Consider the following 22,823-nt stretch of genomic DNA (forward strand, 5'->3'; position numbering starts at 1 on the left):
ATCGCAGGAAGAATGAATCTCAAGGAAATGTCAACATGTATGTAGTTTTGAAGGTACAGTAAAAACCAGCTATCATCTAGCTGGTTTTTTTGTGTGCAAAAATCTATAGAAAGGAATGTCTGAAACTTCTGACCATTTACATAGAAAATTATAGAAAGTGGGATTAAAAATATATTGTCTTGCAGGAAAATGGGTTTTAAAATTATAAGCAAGATTTATAGAATCTATTAATCCTCTAAAATAATACATCTTAATCTAGCCCATCAGAGTGTGAAATCATGCTGAACTGTCTTAAATGCATTATTTACGAGGACTGCTATAATAGAAACATATATGGGAGGGTTTTTCATGAAGATTTATGTAAATGTAAATGCTGGTCATGATGGTAATGGTACAGAACAGATGCCGTTTCGTCATATTAATGATGCAGCAAAAATTGCACAGCCGGGGGATGAAGTTTGGGTAGCTCCTGGAGTTTATCGGGAGTATGTAGATCCTGTTCATGCGGGTAGAGAGGATGCCAGAATTACTTACAGGAGTGTAGAGCATCTTGGGGCAGTTATTACCGGAGCAGAACGAATTCAGTCATGGGTTCCTTATAAGGAAAACGTATGGGTATGCCGTGTTGCGAACAGTCTTTTTGGCAACTATAATCCATATACAACTATGGTATATGGAGACTGGTATTTTGCTAAAGCTGACAAACATACAGGATGTGTATATCTTAATAACCGAGCACTTTATGAGGCTGGAAGTGTAGAGGAATGTATTAAAGCCGAGGTTTATGAGTGTAGTTGGGTTCCGGAGGAATCTACTTATAAATGGTACACAGAACAGGATCAGGAAAAAGATGAGACAGTAATTTATGCGAATTTTCATGGAGCAGATCCAAATGAGGAAAATGTAGAAATTAATGTACGTCGTGAATGCTTTATGCCATCAAAAACAGGTGTTGGATATATCACAGTCAGTGGTTTCGTAGTTACAAAAGCAGCAACTACCTGGGCACCGCCTGCAGCTTATCAGGATGGCATGATCGGGCCTCACTGGAGTAAAGGATGGATCATTGAGGACTGCGAAATTTCTAACAGCAAATGTGCAGGAATTTCTCTTGGAAAATATTATGATCCGGAAAATGATCATTATTTTACTAATAAATATGTTAAGAGTCCAACTCAAATGGAAAGAGACGCGGTATGCCGTGGACAGTATCATGGCTGGCTTAAGGAAAAAGTAGGAAGTCATATTATCCGCCGAAACAATATCCACCACTGTGAGCAGGGTGGTATTATCGGGCGTATGGGTGGTGTATTCAGTATTATTGAGGATAATCATATTCACCATATCAACAATATGATGGAATTGGGCGGAGCAGAAATTGCCGGAATTAAAATGCATGCTGCAATTGATGTTATTATGAGAAGAAATCATATTCATCATTGTACTATGGGAATCTGGTGTGATTGGGAAGCTCAGGGTACACGACTTTCTCAGAACCTGCTCCATGACAATCAGCGTCCGGCATTTGCTAAACAGTTGAAAGGTGGTATGATGTGCCAGGATATTTTTGTTGAAGTAGGTCATGGTCCTACTCTTATTGATAACAATATCCTTTTATCAGATGCCAGCCTGCGTTTTGCTACTCAGGGTGTTGCTATGGTACATAATCTGATCTGCGGTGCTTTAACTTGTGTAGGCGAAGGAACCAGTTGGCGTTATACACCATATCATATGCCTCATCGTACAGAGGTTATGGGATTTATGACTATACTTCATGGAGATGATCGTTTCTATAATAATATTTTCGTCCAGAAATGGCCTTCAGAAGATTTTATTACAATGCATGATTCTGATGATGGATTTGATTCTGAAAACAGAAAAGTCGGAACCTGGATGTTTGATGAGTATCCAACGTATGATGAATGGATTTCACAGTTTGATTTTACAAAACCTGCAGATATGAAGAAACTGGAATCAGTTCATTTTGATCATTTACCGGTATGGAGTGAAGGAAATGTTTATCTTGATGGTGCAAAGGCATGGAAACATGAGAAAAATGGGTTCGTTTCTTCTGAGAATGTGAAGGTAGAATTAACAGAGAAAGACGGAAAATATTTCCTGGATACAAATATATATGAGATTCTTGAAGATTTCTCCGGACGTATGATCAATACAGAAGTTTTGGGAAAAGCTTTTGAGCCGGAAGAATTCTTCGAAAATCCGGATGGAACACCGATAACATTTGATACCGATTACTTTGGAGGACACAGAGGTGCCAAGGTAATTCCCGGACCTTTTGCAGAGAAGGAAGACGTTGGGAAAAACGTTAATATATGTACTGCATTTTAACCGAATCAAATATCTTCCAATAATTCAATAATCCTTAATCCCTCTGTCTTATCTTTCTGGCAGATATGGAAAATGTATGCTAAAATAGAAATAGCAAATTTGTATGTAAAATAATAAGGAAAGGTAAGAGGGGGAAATGGAGAAAGAGGAAAAGCGTGCAGATCAGGAGAATGACACGGAAGAACAAAGTACGGAAGCGAAAAGCTTACTGAAAAAAAAGCTTCAATATTATAGTAGTGAGATTCAGCGTGATGTGGGAAATCTTGTAAAATGGCTGATGATCGCGGTACTTGTAGGATGTATTACAGGAGCGGCGAGTACACTGTTTTCTTTTGTGCTGAAGAGTGTGACAAATTGCAGGAAAGAAAATGAATGGATGTTCTATCTGCTTCCGGTGATGGGATTAATTATTGTATACCTGTATGAGAAATTTGGTAAGGATGATGGAGGTACGAATCAGGTGCTTTCTACTGTGAGATCACAGGACGATGTGCCGATTTTATCTGCACCTCTGATTTTCATTTCTACAGCACTTACGCATCTGGCAGGTGGCTCTGCAGGACGTGAAGGTGCGGCAATACAGCTTGGTGGAAGTATTGCCAATCAGCTTGGACGTTGGATTCATCTGGATGAGGAAGACCGACATGTAATTGTTATGTGTGGTATGAGTGCAGCATTCTCTGCATTGTTTGGAACACCGATGGCTGCGGCTGTTTTTGCACTGGAGGTAGTCAGTGTAGGAGTGATGTATTATACAGCTTTGATGCCCTGTATGATTGCTTCCCTGGTTGCATCCGGATTTGCGGCAGGAATGGGAGTTACACCGGAGGCTTTTCATGTAGTGGATATTCCGAAGCTGACTATTGAAACGGGTTTGAAAATGGGTGCTATCGCTGTTGGATGTGCAGTAATCAGTATTGTATTCTGTATGGTGCTGAATGGAGTTGCCGGAGCATATGGAAGGTGGTTTAAGAATCCATATGTGCGTGTAGTTGTGGGATCCTGTCTGGTGATTGGAATTACATTACTTCTGGGAACTTCAGATTATATGGGTGCAGGTGCAGAGCTGATTGAGAAGGCAGTGGAAGAAGGACAGGCAAGACCTCTGGATTTCTTCTGGAAACTGGTACTGACTGCATTGACAATGCGTGCAGGATTCCGAGGCGGGGAAATTGTTCCTTCGTTCTGTATAGGAGCTACCTTTGGATGTGTGATGGGAAACTGGCTGGGATTTTCGCCATCTATCTGTGCTGCATGTGGAATGACGGCGGTATTCTGTGGAGTGACAAACTGCCCGATCACATCAATTCTGATCGCATTTGAAATGTTTGGATTTAAGGGAGTTCCTTTTTATCTGATTGCGGTTTCTATCAGCTATGCGGCTTCGGGATATTATGGATTGTATAAGGATCAGACGATTGTTTATTCTAAGTATAAGGCGAAATATGTGAATAAACGTACGAGATTTTAGCTGAACTGAGAAAGTTTCCTGTTTTAATTGCTATAGACTGATTAAAAATAAGTAAGTCATACGTTTCAAGTCAAGCGGATATTTGCAATTGAAGCAGGGGAATTACTTGATTCGGTTAAAAAATGCAATATGCATAGGGCAGGGCTTTGCCAGTATTAGAAACAGTATAAATTGTTTCTGAGAAGTGACAGGGAATTATTTGATATAAATTTACAGATAAAATACAAAAAGCTGGCACAGATGAATGTGTCAGCTTTTGTATTTAGAAGGATATATGTATTAATAAGCATGCTGTATTTTGTATATTTTTCGTATATTAGCATTCTGGAAAAATCAGGCTGTGATTTTACGTGCATCGCGTTCTGCGGCTACTTCTTCAGGGGTTTTTTCGCGGAGCCTTGCAGCACCATGGTAATCTTTTGTTGGAATCAGCGGGTCATTTGCAAGATGTTCTTTGGCCGCTTTGATGGCTTCTGTGTACTGTGGAAGCCATTGTTCCTGAGCGACCAGCATTTCATCAATCATCTGCCAGATTTCAGGTGGGTTGCATACAGCACCTGTCAGTGGATCCATCATAGCTGCCTGTTTCAGAAGCTGTACATCGCCATGAACTGCAGCTTCAACTGCCAGCTTTTGTACCCAGATTGATTGTGAGCATACTGCTGCGCAGCCAAGTGGAAGGTCACCTACTTTAGGAATGCTGATTCCGTTTCCATCTACATAACAGGGAACTTCAACTACCGATTCCCATGGAAGATTTGTGATGCATCCTTCATTCATAATATTAAAGTGTCCTCTGTAATGACGTCCTGTTTCCAGAGATTCAATAATATAAGAAGCGTGTTCTTTGCTTCGTTCAGAACCATCTAATTTTTTTGCTGGTTCTGCCAGAATCTTCGGGAAATCTGTTTCAAACCAGTTACGTTCTTCTCGTGTAACACGGAGGTATCCACCAGTTTCGCCGTTTATCCAGTTATCAAGATTAATCCAGTCTTTGATTTCATCAGGGCGTTTGCGGTACCAGGCTACATATTCGGAGAGATGTCCATTGGATTCGGTAGAATAGTATCCGAAACGTTTTAACATATCAATGCGGACTTTTTCTTCTTGACTGAATTTAGGATGCGCTTCGAATCCTGCCAGAAGTTTAGGAATCATATCTTCTCCATTATGTTTTACAGAAATGTACCAGGTCTGGTGATTGATTCCGGCACAGATGACATCCAGCTCTTCTCTTGGAATACCAAGAACTTCTGAAATCTGCTGTTCTCCGTGAATTTCGCCATGACAAAGTCCGATAGTGCGGACTTTTCCATATTTGTTACAGGCCCATGTAGCCATTGCGTTTGGATTGGAATAGTTCAGCATGATTGCTCCAGGTTCGGAAACTTCACGAATGTCTTTACAAAAGTTCAGCATTTCTGCGATAACACGCTGTCCATACATAATTCCACCAGTACATAAGGTATCCCCTACACATTGGTCTATTCCATATTTCAATGGAATCTCTACATCTGTTTCAAATCCTTCAAGCCCACCGATACGCACACAGTTAACAATATAACGTGCATCTTTGAAGGCGTCACGACGATTGGTTGTTGCTTCAATTCTGATTGGAATATTGTTTGCGTCCAGATCTCTCTGACATAATTCTCTTGTCTTTTCAAGATTGTCCGGATTAATGTCAGTGAAGGCAATTTCGATATTGTGAAATTCAGGTACAGATATAATATCTGTAAATAATGTTCTGGCAAATACAAGACTTCCTGCACCAATAAATGCAATTTTAAAACTCATATAAAAATCCCTCCTGTGTTTTTTTACAGTATATAGTCTATTAAGAAGTTTGGTGACAGTTATTATCGGCTGTATAATGAAATGCAAGATATTATCGCATTTAATTTTTGAGTGTGATGTAAAAAAGCAAAAAATGTGTTAGGATTGTTATAGATGCGAGATTGTTCAGGAAATCAATTTATTGGTACACAAGGAGAGTTGGTCATGTATCGAATATTTCAAAAAGAGAAACAGTATTTTAAAGTAACTGCATTTTATGCGTTATCGTTGGTAAAATATCATATGAAATGTCATGCTCATGATAGTTTTGAAATTATGTATGTAACGTCGGGAGAATGCAGGATTTTTTGTCAGAATGAATGGTTACGAATGAAATCCAGTGAGTTTATTTATATTTTGCCCGGAATACAGCATCAACTGGAAATTACAGAGGGGAGGCCGTGTTCTGTATTGAATTTGGAGTTTGCGCTGACCTCAGAAGAAACGGCAGTGGAGGCAGAAATCTTGCTTGAGAAGATTCGGGATTTTCAGAAATGTTTTCAGATGCCACAGGGATATATCGCTGCAAATGATGGAAGAAGTCTTGGATATGCAATAAAAGATTTGCTCTCCTATCTTCAGAAAAGCCAGAATAAGGTGGATGATCAAGAGTTTCTTTTTGGACTTCTGCTTAGTAGAACGATGGTAGAATTAACATATTGTATAAGCTTAAAGAAGAACACACAAGGAGTTATTTATTTGAAAAAAGCTTGTGATTATATAGATAAACATTTTCTGGAAGAAATCAGCATACCAGAAATTGCGGCATACGTGGATATTAACAAATCATATCTTCAGGCATTGTTTACAGACAAGATAGGATGTACGATCAATCATTATATAAACCAGAAAAGATTGGAGCAGGCAGTATTTCTGCTTTGCAATAGTAGTTTTGGAATTACGGATATTGCATTTGCTTCCGGATATAACAGCAGACAGCATTTTTCTTATACTTTTGAAAAATTTTATGGACTTACACCGTCTGCATATAGGGGACTTCATGCACGAAATATGACAACTGACACCAGAAACATCAGATATAGTCTTGAAAATGATAGAAACTTAAAGGGAGAGATTATGTAAATGAGAATAAAAAAAGGTATGTTTTTTATTGTGATTCTTATAGGAAGCTTAATCGGGAGTGCAAATATGAAAGAGGTAAAGGCAGAAGACAGTGACAGTATAGAGGATATAGTTGAACTTTCACTTTTGTATTCTGGTTCAGATGTAACATGGGTGGCAGCGATGGAAACTTTATGCGATGAGTTTATGGCACAGAACCCTGATATTATTATTAACACAGAAAATTCAGGAGAAGCAAACTGTGAAAACGAACTTAAGGTAAAGGAGGCACTGGACGAATTTCCTGATATTTTTGAGCTGGAAAATGTTGATGCGTTTGCTGATGCGGGAAAGCTGGGGGCAATTGATGCGGAGGTAAGCAATATGGTGACCAATGTGATTGTGATTAATAAAAAGAGTTATGGTCTGCCGATATACGCGACCACAAATGGTGTAATTTATAACAAAAATATATTTAAAAAATATGATCTGGAAATACCGGATTCTTATGAAGAATTTATTCAGATTTGTGATACGTTGAAGGCAGAAGGAATTTGTCCATTGGCAATTGGCGGTAATCAGGAAGAAAATATGACATACTGGCTTAATTATTTCTTCCAGAAAGATATTATGGAAGAGAATCCGGACTGGTTGGAAATGAGAAAAGAGAGAAGCGTGAAATTTACAAGTGCAGAATCCATACATATGTTAGAAGACTTAAAGGAACTTTTTTCAAAAGGATATATTCTGGAAGATTCGGAAAATATGACAGAGAACCAGATTGTAACCAGAATGACGGAAAATCAGTTTGCAATGATATATGCGGGACCCTGGCTTTTTACCAAGATAATAGATGCATATCCAATGTCTACAGAATCGGATAAAACTTCTCTGGGAGAGGAAATTCCAGAAGATCAGGATCCGGTAACTTATCGTCTGGGATGGTTTTTTCTGGGAAATGACAATGGACATCTTACGGCTTTGACGAGAAATAATGCTTACTGGGCATTGTCAGAGACATGTACAGAAGATACCAGAAAAAAAGAGGCTGCACAGAGGTTTCTGAAATTTTTTTACACAAAAGAAAATTACAGAAGTATGATACAGGGAATGTATGGGCTTCCGGTAACGAAGGAGGCGATTATTTATCCGGCACCTTCTGCTCAGCAGAAACTTCTGAAAGATTACAGATATGCAGATAAGAATACAGTGTATCTGGGAATGCAGGGAACAGCATCGTCTTTTCTGACTGATGTCAACAAGATATTAAAAGAACTGTATACAGGAGAATATACGGTAGAAAAGACTGCTGAAGAAATAGATCAGGCATGGGACAGAGAGGCACAGGAGGAGTAATTTTTATGAAAAAACCACAGATCAGATTCAGGAGTTTCTACGCAAAACTGGTAATTATGTTTCTGTTTATGGGTTTGATTCCTTTTTTGCTCATGGGAATGCTGATCTATAATGTATATTCAAATACGATGTATGAAAATATTCTTGGAAATTTTTCTATGACAGATCAGATTATGGCAAAGAATATTTCGGATCTTATAACCGAAATTGCGGATGATACGGAATATATTTATAAGAGTAGTGTTTCTGATTATGATTATTTTTATGAGTTGTTTGAAGATACGGGAATGTCTGAAACAGGGAGGAATGCAATGATTACAAAAATTCTTCGGACAATCCTGTATATGAATGAGGCAATTGATCATGTATTTTTTGTTACTCCGGATGGAAAAATGTATTCTTCTATGAAAGCGCCGGAATTGCTGATCGATGAACAGGAAATGCAGGAATGGTATAAGAGTCATTATCTGATAGGTTCCAGAAATGTACAGATCATGTCCACTCATGAAACAAAATATTATAGAAATTCACAGAAAAATGATTTTACAATTTACAGAAATATTATGAATACAGCTACAATCCGAAAAGCAGGATCAGAAGTTCTGGGGACGTTGTTTATTGATATTTCGGCGGATTATTTAAAAAAGATGCTGACACAGGAAAGTTATGGAACAAACCATGAAATATATGTAGTAGATTCTGCTTCCGGAAAATATATTTATCATTCACAGAAACAGTATGAAGGAATAAATGCTCAAAATGATGGAATTCTCCTGGATGCTATGAAAAATAAGGAAAGTGGATATCTGGAGCAGAAAAATGAATGTCTTGTATATCAGAAGGTTGATGGTACAAATTGGCTTGTTATTGACAGGGTAATACCAGGAACGATTGAAGGTGCCTACAAGATGATAAGAAATACAACAATGCTGTTGATCGTGATTGGAGTAAGTTTATTGGCGCTTGTGTATATGTATTATTCAAAGAAACTAAATAAACCTGTACAGATGCTGAAAGAGACCATGAGCTGTATTGAAAAGGGTGATTTGGATGCAAGAGTACATATTGATTCAAATGATGAGTTTCAGGATATTGGAAATGGAATGAATCAGATGGCTGAAAATCTGAACAAATATGTTCAGAAGGCATACGTTGCGGAAATCAGACAGAGAGATGCAGAACTGGAAGCACTGAAAAGACAGATCCAGCCACACTATTTGTATAATACATTGGATGTCATAAGAATGTCTGCAATCACAAACGATGACATGCTGGTGGCTACTATGATCGACAGTTTGTCCGGGCAGTTAAAATATCTGATCGGGACAACCGGCAATATGGTTATTTTGCAGCAGGAGATCGCATGTATTTCCAATTACTTTAAACTGATTGAAGTGCGGTACGATTCCCGATTCTCTCTGAGTGTGGAAATACCAAAGGAATTATGGAAATGCAGAGTACCGCATCTGATTATTCAGCCGGTTGTTGAGAATGCTGTCAAGCATGGGTTGCGTCCGAATAAAGGACCTGGAGAGGTTGTAGTACAGGCGAAACAAAATATGGATTTTCTTGAGATTACAGTTATGGATAATGGTGTGGGAATAAATAAAGAAAGGCTGGAAGAAGTTCAGGCACTATTAAAGAGTGATGCCAGAGTAGCAGAAGAGGATATTAAAGGAATGAGCATAGGAGTCAAAAATGTTTCTGACCGTATTAAACATTTGTACGGAAATGAGTACGGACTGGAAATTGATGCATATGAAGGAATGGGCACCATTGTAAAATACTGGCTGCCATTAATCTGGGAGGATGTTTAAGATGTACCGAATTATCATTGCGGATGATGAACCACTGATTATACGTGGTCTGAAAAAGATGATGGAATGGGGAAAGATGGACACGGAGGTTGTCGGGGAGGCTGAAGATGGAGAACAACTTTTGAATCTGCTGGATACTCTGGAACTAGACATTATTATATCGGATATCAGTATGCCGGAAAAGACAGGACTGGATGTTTTAAAAGAAATAAATAAACGTAAGCTGAAAACAAAGGTTATTTTTCTGAGTGGATTTCAAGAGTTTTCCTATGCAAAAGAGGCTGTAACATATGGGGCAGTGGACTATCTTCTGAAGCCTGTTTCTGTAGAAGAACTGGAAAATGCAATCAACAGGGCAAAGGATCAGATTGTTCAGGAACAGCCAGAGGCAGTCTGGAAGATTGAACAACAAAATGTAGAGAACGTTTTTAAAGAGATTAATAATTTTCCGGTAAAAAGAAAAAAAAGAAAATTGCATGTTTCAAAAGAATTATTGAATGAAGGGAAATATTTTGCAGGTGTCTGCTTTGTGCTGAAAGGTGATCTGGTACAGAGAATTCAGGACAGTAACCGTTTTGAATTAATGAGATTTGCAGTTTTTAAGGAGATTGAAGAATATCTGGAAGAAAACAGGAATGGATTTGTAACCAAAAGAAGTGAAAATAGTAGCACTATCATCCTGGTATTATATTCTACAGACTTGCAGAATGAAACCGAAACAATTATTTCCAGAATCAGAGAAATCGTTTATGGGAAATATGGAGTAGAATTGATAGCAGGAATCGGGGAAATTACAACGCAGGCAGATAAAGTGGAATATCTTTATAAAACTGCTAAATTCTCTGCTGGTATTTACTATTTTACTCAGAAAGAAACGATTTATTATCAAAACGTAGAAAGAGTATATAATTATTCTTTTGAAGAGTTTGAAAAGAAGTGTAAAGAGCTGACTCAGAAAATATTAGGACATGATGAAAACTGGAAGGATTCTTTTGACGAAAGTCTGAAAATTATAAGGAATCTTCATTATGGAAGCTGTTATGCAGTGGAAAGCAGATGTATTATCTTGGCGATGAATGTATGTCATGATCTGTTGCAATGTAAAGTAATTGATGAGGAAAACAGGAAGAAACTGGAAAGAGAAGTAGAAGCACTGAGAGGACAAAATACATATGAAGACCTGAAGAAAAAATTTAAGAGTATTATGGAACGGTTTGTAAATGAATGTGTATTTTGCAAAGGAAACCAGGAGAATGATTCCATTTTTAAAGTAAAAGAATATATTTCGGAACACTTCAGTGAAGACATTACACTGGAAAAAATGGCACAGATGGTTTATATGAATCCTTATTATTTCAGTGCCTTTTTCAAGAAGGAAACAGGTGAGAATTTTAAGGCATATCTGCTGGAAGTCAGAATGAAAAAAGCATTACAGTATCTGATGGAAACAAACATGAAAACCTATGAGCTTGCCAGTCAGGTTGGCTATAAGGATGTGCGTACTTTTACAGACAAATTCAGAGATTTTTATGGATGCAGTCCTGCAAAATATAAGAAGAACAACAGATAATTTTACGTGGGATTTTTAATTGAAAAGAGTGGTATTATTTGGAAGTCCCTCCTAAATTGTTGTAAATATACAAAAGGTATGCTATATACATCGTATGAAATATACCGAATCACTAAAAATAAACAAGGAGGAAAAGGAATGTTTAAGAAAGTAGTATCCGCAATTATGGTTGCAGCAATGGTGGGAACGATGGTAGCACCGGTAAGTGTATCTGCAAAAGACGGAGGAAAAACAATTGAATTATGGACTTGCTGGACAGAGGGCGCTGACACAGAAAAGGCAAGCCAGGAAATGATTCAGAAATGGGAAGAGGAAACAGGAAATACTGTAAACCAGACAAATTTCACCTATGATATGCTTCATGAAAAAATCCTGACAGCTGCAGCAGGTGGAAATGTACCAGATCTGATCTGGGGACTTCCGGAATATGTTGGTGAATTCTACAACATGGGAATCGTAGCTGACCTTACAGACAAATTCAACGAATGGGAAGACAAAGATGCTCTTTCAGATTCTGTTGTAAATGCAATGACAATTGATAACAAAGTTATTGGTATCCCATATGAAATGACAGTTCGAGCATATCTGGTACATGATGACGATCTGAAAACTGCAGGTATCGAAACTCCTGCAACATGGGAAGATTTACTTGCTCAGTCAGATTACTATGATAATAATGGTAAATATCTGACAGAGGTTGCATGCACAGGAGTTCGTGCTTCTCAGGAACTTCTGGTTTATCTTGCACAGTACGGTCTGGAAATCGCATCTGCACAGGATGATGGAAAATACAAAAACACATGGAATGAAAATAAAGATGAACTTGAAAAAGCAACAAAAGTATTCCAGTTCTATCAGGATTTGATTGACAACAAGATTATCGATTCCAGTGCTAAAAACTGGGGATGGGAAGAAACAGATGAAAACTTCGCAACAGGAATCACATCAACATATGTAACTGGTAACTGGCTTGCAGAGAGAGAATCTTCTAACTCGGATACTATGGGTGATGTATCTGTAGCTCCGATTCCATACCCAGCTGATGGACAGCCTGCTACATACATGGAGTGTAAACCAATGTTTATTATGGAAGGCAGCGAGAACAAGGACGAAGCATTTGATCTTGCAACAGCATTCTGCAGCAAAGAATGGCAGGAAGCAGCATTTGCTGACAGATCCCCACGTTCTGATGTATCTACAGATTCCAAATGGAGTAAAGACTTCTCAGCACTGGCTGACACAGGTGTAACATTCCCTCCTGTAACATTAAGCGGAATCAATCAGGCAATGGTAGATTCTATCGCTAAGGTCCTTCAGGAAGGTAAAACTGCAGAAGAAGCAGCTTCCTGGCTGAGTGACGCAGTAAATGCATCTTTACAGGAAAATGGTGAACTGAGCGAATAAACGTTTTAAAAGAAATGCTGGGATGTGAAAGCATTCCAGCTTTTCTTATCTGAAAATGTTTAGATAGGAGGCTATATATGTCAAAATTACTGAAAAAAACGGACGGAAAACTGACAAGAGATCAGCAGGCAAGAAGATATGCTTTGGTTATGTTACTGCCGGCTCTTATTTTCCTTGCCTGCCTGATTGCATATCCTCTGGGAAAGGTTCTTCATGATGCTTTTTCACACGTACATCTGATCAATAAGAGTATGACAGGTTTTGCCGGTCTGGATAACTTTAAGAAAGTAGTATCAGATGAACACTTTGCACAGGCAATAAGAAACACAATTTTCTGGACAGTATTTTCTGTAGCTGGTGAATATATTATGGGTATGCTTACTGCAGTTTTATTGAATCAGAAATTTAAAGGAAGAGCAATCTTCCGTACTTTAGTATTTATCCCATGGCTGGTTCCAATTATTGTTGCAGGTATGACATGGGACTGGATGTTAAATCCAGACTTTGGTATTATCAATTACCTGCTTCTGAAAGTGGGACTTATTTCTGAAAAGATTAATTTTCTTGGTGATTCCAGATATGCAATGGCAACTGTAATTTTTGTAAATATCTGGAGATCTTTCCCGTATTATACAATTTCATTCCTGTCTGCAATGCAGTCTATTCCAGCAGATTTGAATGAAGCGGCAGCAGTAGATGGTGCTGGAATGTTTACAAGATTTTTCAAAATTACTTTACCACAGTTGAAATCTGTATCGCTTGTAATTGTATTTATTCATATTATCTGGACTGCAATTAACTTCGACTTTATCTGGGTTATGACAGAGGGAGGACCGAACTATGCAACAGAGACACTTCCAATCATGATCTACAGGTATTCAATGAAGACCTTTGATGTTGGCGCTGCGTCTGCATTGTCAACGATGATGTTTACTGCGATGTTTATTATGTTCCTTTTCTATTACAGAAAGAGAATGAAAATCAGTGATGATTTAAGCTAAAAGGAGGAAAAGGAAATATGTTGAATAAAAAAAATCAAACGATTGTAAAAACCGTTTCATATATTCTTCTTATTATAATTGCCATATATTGTGTATTCCCATTTATCTGGATGGTGATTTCAGCATTTAAGCCAAAAGACGAGATTCGTACGGCGATTCCTTCTTTTGTGATTCATGCACCTACGTTGGAGAATTTTAAGAAGGTACTGTTCCAGGCAGGGTTTATAAATTATATTAAGAACAGTTTTATCGTATCTGTAATTGCCTGTGGACTTTCTATGGTAATTGCTGTAATGGCAGGATATGCATTAAGTCGTTACTATAAACAGAAACTTGTAAAGGTTTCCAACTTTGCAATGATGTTGTCTCAGATGATCCCTGGTGTTCTTCTGTTGGTTCCGTTATATATGATCATGCAGAAATTCCATATTCTGGAAACTTACCTTTGTCTGATTCTGGCATATACAACTTTCGTTATACCGCTGTGTACGTTTATGATGAGCAGTTTCTTCGATACTGTACCGATGGCACTGGAAGAGGCGGCTGAGATTGACGGATGTGGAAAAGCACAGACGATTTTCAAGATTATTTTACCATTATCTGTTCCAAGTCTGATTTCTACCGGATTATATGCATTTATTAATGCATGGAACGAGTTTATGTTTGGTTACATCTTTATCTCTACAGATAAATACAGAACACTGACACCGGCGATCATGTTATTCAAAGGTGCAAATACTATTGACTGGGGTGGTCTGATGGCCGGATCTGTTATCGCGGTAATTCCGGTAACTATCATTTTCCTGTTCCTGCAGAAATATTTCCTTGCAGGCTTAATGAGTGGTTCTGTCAAAGGTTGATGCAAATTGAGAATAAGTTTAGAGAAGAAAGTATTGGTGAGACATCATGAAGAGAATTGAAATTAAAGAAAATAATTTAAACATGGTCTATGAGATCACAGATGAGAATGAGATTAAGTTATTACATTTTTCAAACTTACCGTTTGATGAAAATGATATTAATTCCTGTGAAGGAACAGCTTCTTTCAGACCGGTAGAAGTGTTGCTTTCAGGTTTAAACCGTCCGGGTGAACGCCATGGAACAAAGTATACTTATACTGCTCCTGGCTATCGCCTGAAATATAAAGATATGAAAGATTATCGAAACGAGACAGGAAGAAAACTTGAGATCCTTATGGAAGATAAACCTACAGGACTGGAAGTATGCAGTAATATTCAGTTCTATGATGGAATCTCTGTGATCAGAAGCTGGACAGAGTTAAAAAATAATGGAGAAGAAGATCTGGGAGTTGAGTATGTATCTTCTTTTGCATTGCTTGGTATTGACAAAGAAGGTCTTTTAAGTACTGATGAAAAACTGGAAGTTCTGATTGCACGCAATGCATGGCAGAAGGAATTAATCTGGAACCGTTTCAGTATGGATCAGCTAGGTATGTCTATTTCACAGCCGGATAAAGTAAGACGTTCTTCTCAGACAATCAGTGTTGGAAATACCGGAAACTGGTCTACTAAGAATTATCTTCCTATGGGATGCCTGAAGAATAAAGAAACAGATTCTATCCTGTTCTGGCAGATTGAGCAGAATGGTTCCTGGTACTGGGAAATCAGTGATCAGGATGGACATATGTATTTGCAGTTATCCGGCCCCACAGAACATCAGTCTCACTGGTGGAAGAATTTGAAACCGGGTGATACTTTTGCAAGTGTTCCGGTAAGTGTCGGTTCTGCATGTGGAGATGTGGAAGAGGCAGCAGGAGAACTTACAAAATATCGTCGTGCTATCAGAAGAAAGAATAAAGATAATGAAAAACTTCCGGTAATCTTTAACGACTATATGAATTGTCTGTGGGGAGACCCTACGACAGAAAAAGAACTTCCGCTGATTGATAAAGCAAAAGAAGCGGGTTGCGAATATTTCTGTGTTGACTGTGGATGGTATTCAGCAGGATTCTGGTGGGATGGTGTTGGAGAATGGCTGCCATCCAAAGAAAGATTTCCGGGCGGCTTAAAAGAAGTGATGGATTATATCCGTTCGAAAGGAATGGTCCCTGGAGTATGGCTGGAACTTGAAGTTATGGGAATCAAATGCCCGAAAGCAGATAAGGTTCCGGATGACTGGTACTTTATGAGACATGGAAAAAAGGTTTATGACAGAAGCCGATATCAGCTTGATTTCCGTAATCCAGAAGTTATTGCTCATGCAACAGAAGTTATCGATCGTCTTGTAAATGAATATGGCGTTGGATATATTAAGATGGATTACAACATTGAACCGGGAATTGGAACAGAACTGAACGCGGACAGTGCAGGTGATGGACTTCTTGGTCATAACCGTGCATACCTGAAATGGCTGGATGGGATTTTTGTAAAATATCCGGATCTGGTTATTGAGAATTGTTCAAGCGGTGGTCTGAGAATGGATTATGCAATGCTTTCACGTTACAGCATTCAGTCTACCAGTGACCAGGAAGACTATATAAGATATGCTACAATCGCAGCAAATTCTCCAATGGCATTAACGCCCGAGCAGGCTGCTATTTGGTCTTATCCTCTGACTGAAGGCGATAAGGAAGAAGTAATTTTCAATATGGTTAATGCAATACTACTTCGAATCCATCAGAGCGGTCATCTGGTAAATCTGAGTCAGGAAAGATTTGATCTTGTAAAAGAGGCAATCTCATATTATAAAACAATCCGTGTAGATATCAAGAATGCAGTACCGTTCTGGCCATTAGGTCTTTCTAAATATCGCGATCCGTGGGTGAGCATGGGATTGAATGCAGGTAAGAAAGATTATGTGGCTGTATGGAGAAGAAACAGTCAGACTGCTTTTGCAACAATTCCTGTTGAGCACAGAAAAGGTCAGGATTTGAAAGTGGTATGTGGTTATCCGAAAGCAGAACCATGTAATTATAAGTGGAATAAAGAGGCTGGAGAGTTAACCGTAGAATTTCCAAATCCGGTTAGTGCTAGACTGTTTTGTCTGGAGGAGGTATAGAAAATATCAGAGGATTTGTATGAAAAATAAATATAAAATGTTCATAAAGTGATGGCATTAAGAATAGAAGCAGGAGTGATTTATTGACGGATGCAATAAATCCCCTGCTTTTTCGTTGCAGAGAAGGAGAATAAATGTTAAAGTAAATAATACGGCATAAAGAAACGGCATAATAAAAGTTATTCCTACAAGTGTGTTATTATTTATCAGGGATAGAAATTGTGTCAAATATGTAAAGAGAGGAAGGAGTTTATTTGGGAAAAAGTAACCAAAGTACGCAGGAAATAAATTCGCAGGCACAGAATCCGTTGGGTACAGCACCCGTGGGTGGACTGATCGCTAAGTTTGCGATTCCTGCGATCATCAGTATGCTGGTCAGTGCGATGTATAATATCGTGGACCAGATTTTTATTGGCCAGGGTGTGGGGATGCTGGGAAATGCAGCTACAAATTTGGCGTTTCCTGTTACAACGGTCGCAACTGCGCTGGCATTGCTTTTGGGAATTGGCGGTGCATCAAATTATAATCTGGAAATGGGGGCAGGACAGGAGAAGAAAGCCAGCGGGATTGCAGGTACTGCGTTGTCGTCACTGGCAATCAGTGGTCTGATACTTGCTGTGATTGTACTGATGTTCCTGAAACCACTTCTGACATTGTTCGGGGCAACTGCAGATGTTATGCCTTATGCTGTTGATTATACAGGTATTACTGCATTTGGACTTCCATTTTATATTTTGTCTGTCGGCGGGAATCATGTGGTCAGAGCAGACAGAAGTCCGACTTATTCTATGGTCTGCATTATGATAGGTGCGATTATTAATACTATTCTGGATCCGCTGTTTATTTTTGGATTTGGATGGGGGATTAAAGGTGCTGCATGGGCAACAGTGATCGGACAGGTTGCTTCTGGAGTTCTGGTAATTGTGTATTTTTGTAAGTTCCGAAAAATGTATCTGTCCGGTGAGATGCTGAAACCGAAACTGTCATATCTGGGGGCAATTATTTCTCTGGGACTTGCTTCCTGTATTAATCAGATTGCAATGGCAATCGTGCAGATCGTATTGAATAATATTCTACGTTATTACGGAGCAAATTCTGTATATGGAAGTGATATTCCAATTGCCTGTGTTGGGGTTATTTCCAAAGTTAATCAGGTATTTATGGCAATCTGTATCGGAATTTCTCAGGGCAGTCAGCCAATCTGGGGATTTAATTACGGAGCAAAGAAATATGACAGAGTACGACAGGCATACCGTTATTCTGTAACTGCCTGTACAGTAATTGCAACGATATTCTTTTTCTGTTTCCAGATATTTCCACACCAGATCGTGGGTATCTTCGGAACAGGAAGTGATCTGTATTTTCAGTTTGCAGAACGTTATCTGAAAATATTTATGTTTATGACCTTTGTAAACGGTATCCAGCCAGTATCTTCCGGTTTCTTTACCTCTATCGGTATGGCGAAGCTGGGTATTGTAATGTCTCTGACACGACAGGTGATTTTTCTTCTGCCATTGATCATTATCTTTCCGTTGTTTATGGGAATTGATGGAGTGATGTATGCAGGACCAATCGCAGATGCGGCGGTATTTGTGTTGGCAATTGTGTTTGCGAGACGAGAACTGGGAAAGATGCGCAGTGCGGAAATAGTATAAAAAGTTCCCGCAGATGATATGGAAGAAATTTATCCATATTGTCTGACGGGAACTTTTTTATGAAAAAAATTATTGATAAACTACAGATTATAAAAGATTGTAAAACTGATCGAACAGCTCTGTCTGGAAGCTTCCGGGTCCGGAGCTGTTTTTCTCTGCTCTTTCTCCTGCTGTGCCAAATTCTCTGGCTGCTGAGAGGGCTGCTGTAAATGGGTCTGTAACTGCCAGATAGGTGGCACAGATCATTCCAAGCATACATCCGGTTCCTGTGATCTGTGACATGGCAGGAGTACCGTTTGTAATAAATTCACACTTATTGGCAGAGACGATCATATCTTCCTTGCCTGTGATAAGAAGTGTGGTATTCCACCGGGAAGCCTTTTCCTGGAAAAGTTCTTTCAGATGGGAACGATTGGCGTCTGTAAGTACATCCTGTACGCCTGCGTCAATTCCGATTGCATGTGCGGTCTGTCCGGACATGGCAAGAAGTTCAGACATATTTCCTTTAAGGAGTTCGGGCATGTGGATGTTCATAAGATTCTGCGCGAATTCGTAACGCAGATTGCTGCAGGCAGTTCCTACCAGATCAAGCATAACAGGGATATGGAGACTGGCAGCAGTTTTCAGAGATTCCGGCATGGATTTCATACGCGCATCGGTGATATTTCCAAGATTCAGTGCCAGTGCATGAGAACTTCTGGTGATCTCAGCTACTTCTGCCGGATGTTCTGCCATGATCGGGCGGCCTCCGGCCGCCAGAATAATATTAGCGCAGTCATGAATAGAAATCGGATTAGTGATGCAGTGAATCAGCGGTTGGGCTGCTCGGGTCAGTTGTCTGGGATTTGTCTGATTTACGGTCATATACTTTTGCTCCAAGGCTTTGCTGAAATTTGGCAAGCATTCCTGCGTGACTTAATGCTTTCAGGAAAAAATAGGCGATAGTACCGCCCATGCAGGTTGCTGCCAGAAACATTGGTGTGTAGAAAAATGCGTTCAGTCCGCTTCTGCCCATGAGAAATGCCATCACAGGATAGGAAACCAGAGAGCCGATAATACCGGTTCCGAAGATCTCACCGATTACTGCGCAGATAATCTTTCCATGAGAAGCGCGGTAGAAAACGCCTGATAAAAATGCGCCGAATACGGCACCTGTCAGTGCAAGTGGCGGGATACCCATAAACATCATTCGGATGATTCCGATGAGAGTGGCACAAAGAAGTGAATACCACGGTCCCAGAAGTACGGAGCAGACGATGTTTATCAGGTGTGCAGTAGGGCACATACCCTCGATTCTCAGAATGGGTGAGATGACAACGCCGATGGCAACCATCATGGCGAGCATGACCATTCTGAGTGTTTTTGATCTGTCTGTGTTCATAATGAACCTCCTTGAAATGAAAAAGTTGATTAGTTGTGCAGGAAATAAATAAAATCCTACAAAAAAATCTGCCGAATAACACACTGGCAGATTTTAATATACAAATACAGTCCCTACGCTGGCATTATCCATATCAGGTGCGGTCGAAGATCAATCTTCCTCTCAGCCTGTCACACAGGCTCCCGTTGTTATCATCTATATGCAGATTTTCTTGTGTTAGAGTAACACAAGCATCTGGAAAAGTCAATGGGATGTAAATGCAGGTTTTTGTCGATTCTGCAAGCAGATGTGATGGGTGAGTGTACACTGAACAGATAAAAGATAGATATCATAGTTGATTTATATGGTGAATACGTTTTCACAAAACAGAAAATAAGAGAAGAAGATCTTGTATTTGTGATAAGTAAGGGCTCTTTTTTGGCGTTATAGAGATGGAAACTCATGAATGAATTGAAACTCAGAATCGTATAGTGCAAACGTTTTCAGATATTCATATTTTATTTATATGAAAACTATGTTTATAATACCTCATCAGCAAGAGAACAGAGCATAAATGATAAGTGAAATAAAAAAGTTCTCTTGAGAAGAAAAAGTTACAAGTCAAGTTTGTAAACACATTTCAGAGGAGGAAGAATATTATGAACAGAAAAATCATATTTGCAGCAGCAGCCCTTGCGGCAGTAGTTACTTTAGGGACAGTAGCAGGAAACACAGTTTATGCGGCAGACAGCGTAAGTATTACGAATGTTTCCTATGATCCGACCAGAGAGCTTTATGAACAGTATAATAAGATATTCCAGGAGCACTGGAAGGAGAAGACAGGACAGGATGTGGATATTACACAGTCTCATGGAGGTTCCGGTAAGCAGGCACTTGAGGTTGCCAATGGACTGGAAGCGGATGTAGTTACTCTGGCACTGGAATATGATGTGGATGCTATTCAGAATGCAGGACTGATCGATGACGGATGGATTGATGAATTTCCGGATGACAGTTCTCCATATACTTCAACAATTGTATTCCTTGTGAGAAAAGGAAATCCAAAGGGGATTAAGGACTGGGATGATCTGGTAAAAGATGGTGTAGGCGTGATTACTCCGAATCCAAAGACTTCCGGTGGTGCAAGATGGAATTATCTGGCAGCATGGGCGTATGCGAAGGATAAATTTAATGGAGATGAAGATCAGATTAAGGACTTCATTAAGAAGCTGTATCAGAATGTATTGGTTCTGGATTCCGGTGCAAGAGGAGCGACTACTTCTTTCGTAGAGAACGGACAGGGTGATGTACTGATCGCATGGGAAAATGAGGCTTATCTTTCTGTAAAGGATTATCCGGATGATTATGAGATCATAACTCCAAGTATCAGTATCCTGGCACAGCCGTCTGTAGCAGTGGTAGATACAGTTGTAGATGAAAAAGGAACCAGAGATGTGGCTACAGAGTATCTGAATTATCTGTATTCTGATGAAGCCCAGAGAATTGCGGGAGATAACTATTACAGACCATCTAATGAAGACATTCTGAAAGAGTATTCTGATGTATTTGATCTGGATATTAACCTTGTGACTATTGATGATTTTGGTGGCTGGAAAGAAGCGCAGGAAACATATTTCTCTGATGGCGGAGTGTTTGATCAGATTTATGAGGGATAAAACATATAATTTATATTGACAAAGTATGAAATAGAGAATATGATGAACAAAACCTATTATTAAATCTGGCATCTAAATTGTTGCTTTATAAAATTTATGGAAAAATAAAGGGAAGAGAAAATGTCAATCAAGGAAATCGCGAAACGGGCGCAGGTATCATCTGCGACCGTTTCCAGAGTGTTAAATAATCCGGATTATAAATGTTCTTCTCCTCAGGTAAGAGAACGTATACGTAAGGCAGCAATAGAGTTAAATTATGTGCCAAATGAAGCCGCCCGAAGATTGAAAACCGGGAGCAGTTCTGCAGAGGAGAAAACCTGCTATATAAATATTTTGATGACAAGGACCGACTCTGCGCATGTGGATCCTTTTTTTGATGAACAGCTGAGAGTGGTAGAAACAGAGATTCATCGAAATAACTGTATTTTGTCTCAGGTGTGGTACCGGGCTATTTTTTCCAGTGACAAGCGGTGCAGAAGGGAAAATATAGCAGATATTATTGAGAAGATGTATGAACAGACAGAAGGGCACTGTGATGGTCTGATCGTGATCGGAAAATGTAATAAAGAAGCACTGGCGCTTTTTCGAAAGAAATATAAGAATGTGGTATGTGTGAATCGAAATGCATCTTCCGGAGTTGTAGATGAAGTTGTATGTGACGGGGAAAAGATTGCATTTATGGCGGTTGAGCATCTGATCGAGCTGGGTCACACAAATATTGGTTATATCGGAGAATGTCATAATGAAGCGAGATACCGGGGCTTTGTGGAGGCACTTTATGACCATCATCTGGAACTGGATCCGGACTTTGTCATTGAGACGAACCAGACGGAAGCGAAAGGATATGAAGCCATGGAGAAACTGCTTGCCATGCCGGATTATCCTACGGGGATTTATTGTGCAAATGATATTACTGCGGTAGGCGTGCTGAAGCTGTTAAGCCGCAGGAAAAATATCTATATGCCCTCTGTGATCGCCAGTGATGATATTGAACAGGCGCAGTTTACGACGCCAATGCTGACAACGGTTCATCTGCCGAAGGAAGATATGGGGAAATTTGCCCTGTGGCTGTTGCTGGATCGGATCAATAACGGACATAAAGCTGTGACCAGGATGGAACTGGAATGTAAACTGATGGTGCGGAGCAGCTGTACGTCTGCCCAGGAGAATGGGTGGAGTGATTATTGTATTTAACCGTTACTGTTCACACACCACTATCCCGCGAGGTGTTTTGGCATGAATATGCCA

General features: G+C 39.4%; 16 protein-coding genes and 1 riboswitch. Of the genes, 13 read left to right on the forward strand and 3 right to left on the reverse strand.

Annotated features, from left to right (window positions below):
• The first annotated feature begins 348 nt into the window (after positions 1–348).
• Positions 349–2,349 (forward strand): right-handed parallel beta-helix repeat-containing protein, encoded by a 2,001-nt coding sequence (locus tag LJE11_RS16065; protein ID WP_118342326.1) that lies wholly within the window; start codon positions 349–351, stop codon positions 2,347–2,349.
• A 136-nt stretch (positions 2,350–2,485) separates the two neighbouring features.
• Positions 2,486–3,820 carry a chloride channel protein gene (locus LJE11_RS16070; protein WP_118342324.1) on the forward strand — a complete coding sequence of 445 codons (1,335 nt, stop codon included), beginning with the start codon at positions 2,486–2,488 and terminating at the stop codon, positions 3,818–3,820.
• A 333-nt stretch (positions 3,821–4,153) separates the two neighbouring features.
• On the opposite strand, the gene LJE11_RS16075 is transcribed toward LJE11_RS16070, so the two are convergent.
• Positions 4,154–5,617, reverse strand: a complete 1,464-nt coding sequence (locus tag LJE11_RS16075; RefSeq protein ID WP_118342322.1) for an alpha-glucosidase/alpha-galactosidase — start codon at positions 5,615–5,617, stop codon at positions 4,154–4,156.
• Between the two features lie 204 nt (positions 5,618–5,821).
• On the opposite strand from LJE11_RS16075, the gene LJE11_RS16080 reads away from it, so the two are divergent.
• The 9 genes from LJE11_RS16080 (at position 5,822) to LJE11_RS16120 (ending at position 18,539) form a co-directional block, all read left to right on the forward strand.
• On the forward strand, positions 5,822–6,739 hold the full coding sequence (locus LJE11_RS16080) for an AraC family transcriptional regulator (protein WP_055060611.1): 918 nt from the start codon (positions 5,822–5,824) through the stop codon (positions 6,737–6,739).
• Positions 6,740–8,074 (forward strand): ABC transporter substrate-binding protein, encoded by a 1,335-nt coding sequence (locus LJE11_RS16085; protein WP_118342319.1) that lies wholly within the window; start codon positions 6,740–6,742, stop codon positions 8,072–8,074.
• 5 nt (positions 8,075–8,079) lie between these two features.
• A complete protein-coding gene (locus tag LJE11_RS16090) occupies positions 8,080–9,891 on the forward strand; it encodes a sensor histidine kinase (protein ID WP_055060613.1) in 1,812 nt (603 codons plus the stop codon).
• Position 9,892: 1 nt separating this feature from the next.
• Positions 9,893–11,461, forward strand: coding sequence for a response regulator transcription factor (locus LJE11_RS16095; RefSeq protein WP_227296227.1), 1,569 nt, complete (start codon positions 9,893–9,895; stop codon positions 11,459–11,461).
• A gap of 138 nt (positions 11,462–11,599) precedes the next feature.
• The gene (locus tag LJE11_RS16100) at positions 11,600–12,865 is read left to right on the forward strand and encodes an extracellular solute-binding protein (RefSeq protein ID WP_118342314.1); all 1,266 of its coding nucleotides are present in this window, start codon (positions 11,600–11,602) and stop codon (positions 12,863–12,865) included.
• A 77-nt stretch (positions 12,866–12,942) separates the two neighbouring features.
• Complete coding sequence (locus LJE11_RS16105; protein WP_055060616.1) at positions 12,943–13,866, forward strand: carbohydrate ABC transporter permease; 924 nt, start codon at positions 12,943–12,945, stop codon at positions 13,864–13,866.
• A 17-nt stretch (positions 13,867–13,883) separates the two neighbouring features.
• Complete coding sequence (locus LJE11_RS16110; protein WP_055060617.1) at positions 13,884–14,726, forward strand: carbohydrate ABC transporter permease; 843 nt, start codon at positions 13,884–13,886, stop codon at positions 14,724–14,726.
• Between the two features lie 46 nt (positions 14,727–14,772).
• Complete coding sequence (locus LJE11_RS16115) at positions 14,773–16,884, forward strand: glycoside hydrolase family 36 protein (RefSeq protein WP_118342311.1); 2,112 nt, start codon at positions 14,773–14,775, stop codon at positions 16,882–16,884.
• 254 nt (positions 16,885–17,138) lie between these two features.
• On the forward strand, positions 17,139–18,539 hold the full coding sequence (locus LJE11_RS16120; RefSeq protein ID WP_255656200.1) for an MATE family efflux transporter: 1,401 nt from the start codon (positions 17,139–17,141) through the stop codon (positions 18,537–18,539).
• Positions 18,540–18,626: 87 nt separating this feature from the next.
• Here LJE11_RS16120 and thiM read toward each other — a convergent pair whose 3' ends face one another.
• On the reverse strand, positions 18,627–19,403 hold the full coding sequence (gene thiM, locus LJE11_RS16125) for a hydroxyethylthiazole kinase (RefSeq protein ID WP_118342308.1): 777 nt from the start codon (positions 19,401–19,403) through the stop codon (positions 18,627–18,629).
• Positions 19,333–19,920, reverse strand: coding sequence for an energy coupling factor transporter S component ThiW (gene thiW / locus LJE11_RS16130; protein ID WP_055060620.1), 588 nt, complete (start codon positions 19,918–19,920; stop codon positions 19,333–19,335). The genes thiM and thiW overlap by 71 nt, the downstream gene beginning before the upstream one ends.
• A 92-nt stretch (positions 19,921–20,012) precedes the next feature.
• Positions 20,013–20,116, reverse strand: a riboswitch (TPP riboswitch).
• A 442-nt stretch (positions 20,117–20,558) separates the two neighbouring features.
• Here thiW and LJE11_RS16135 point away from each other — a divergent pair.
• Both LJE11_RS16135 and LJE11_RS16140 read left to right on the forward strand, forming a co-directional pair.
• Positions 20,559–21,575: a sulfate ABC transporter substrate-binding protein gene (locus LJE11_RS16135; protein ID WP_118342305.1), complete on the forward strand. Its 1,017-nt coding sequence runs from the start codon at positions 20,559–20,561 to the stop codon at positions 21,573–21,575.
• 120 nt (positions 21,576–21,695) lie between these two features.
• Positions 21,696–22,769, forward strand: coding sequence for a LacI family DNA-binding transcriptional regulator (locus tag LJE11_RS16140; protein WP_118342302.1), 1,074 nt, complete (start codon positions 21,696–21,698; stop codon positions 22,767–22,769).
• Positions 22,770–22,823: the final 54 nt, after the last annotated feature.

Source organism: Blautia sp. DFI.1.216 (assembly GCF_020594215.1).
In the GTDB taxonomy this organism is placed as follows: domain Bacteria; phylum Bacillota; class Clostridia; order Lachnospirales; family Lachnospiraceae; genus Blautia_A; species Blautia_A wexlerae.

Bases quoted from the DNA above. Each gene is read 5' to 3' on its own strand.
- LJE11_RS16065 (WP_118342326.1), top strand. From the start codon at position 349: ATGAAGATTTATGTAAATGTAAATGCTGGTCATGATGGTAATGGTACA.
- LJE11_RS16070 (WP_118342324.1), top strand. From the start codon at position 2,486: ATGGAGAAAGAGGAAAAGCGTGCAGATCAGGAGAATGACACGGAAGAA.
- LJE11_RS16075 (WP_118342322.1), bottom strand. From the start codon at position 5,617: ATGAGTTTTAAAATTGCATTTATTGGTGCAGGAAGTCTTGTATTTGCC.
- LJE11_RS16080 (WP_055060611.1), top strand. From the start codon at position 5,822: ATGTATCGAATATTTCAAAAAGAGAAACAGTATTTTAAAGTAACTGCA.
- LJE11_RS16085 (WP_118342319.1), top strand. From the start codon at position 6,740: ATGAGAATAAAAAAAGGTATGTTTTTTATTGTGATTCTTATAGGAAGC.
- LJE11_RS16090 (WP_055060613.1), top strand. From the start codon at position 8,080: ATGAAAAAACCACAGATCAGATTCAGGAGTTTCTACGCAAAACTGGTA.
- LJE11_RS16095 (WP_227296227.1), top strand. From the start codon at position 9,893: ATGTACCGAATTATCATTGCGGATGATGAACCACTGATTATACGTGGT.
- LJE11_RS16100 (WP_118342314.1), top strand. From the start codon at position 11,600: ATGTTTAAGAAAGTAGTATCCGCAATTATGGTTGCAGCAATGGTGGGA.
- LJE11_RS16105 (WP_055060616.1), top strand. From the start codon at position 12,943: ATGTCAAAATTACTGAAAAAAACGGACGGAAAACTGACAAGAGATCAG.
- LJE11_RS16110 (WP_055060617.1), top strand. From the start codon at position 13,884: ATGTTGAATAAAAAAAATCAAACGATTGTAAAAACCGTTTCATATATT.
- LJE11_RS16115 (WP_118342311.1), top strand. From the start codon at position 14,773: ATGAAGAGAATTGAAATTAAAGAAAATAATTTAAACATGGTCTATGAG.
- thiM (WP_118342308.1), bottom strand. From the start codon at position 19,403: ATGACCGTAAATCAGACAAATCCCAGACAACTGACCCGAGCAGCCCAA.
- thiW (WP_055060620.1), bottom strand. From the start codon at position 19,920: ATGAACACAGACAGATCAAAAACACTCAGAATGGTCATGCTCGCCATG.
- LJE11_RS16135 (WP_118342305.1), top strand. From the start codon at position 20,559: ATGAACAGAAAAATCATATTTGCAGCAGCAGCCCTTGCGGCAGTAGTT.
- LJE11_RS16140 (WP_118342302.1), top strand. From the start codon at position 21,696: ATGTCAATCAAGGAAATCGCGAAACGGGCGCAGGTATCATCTGCGACC.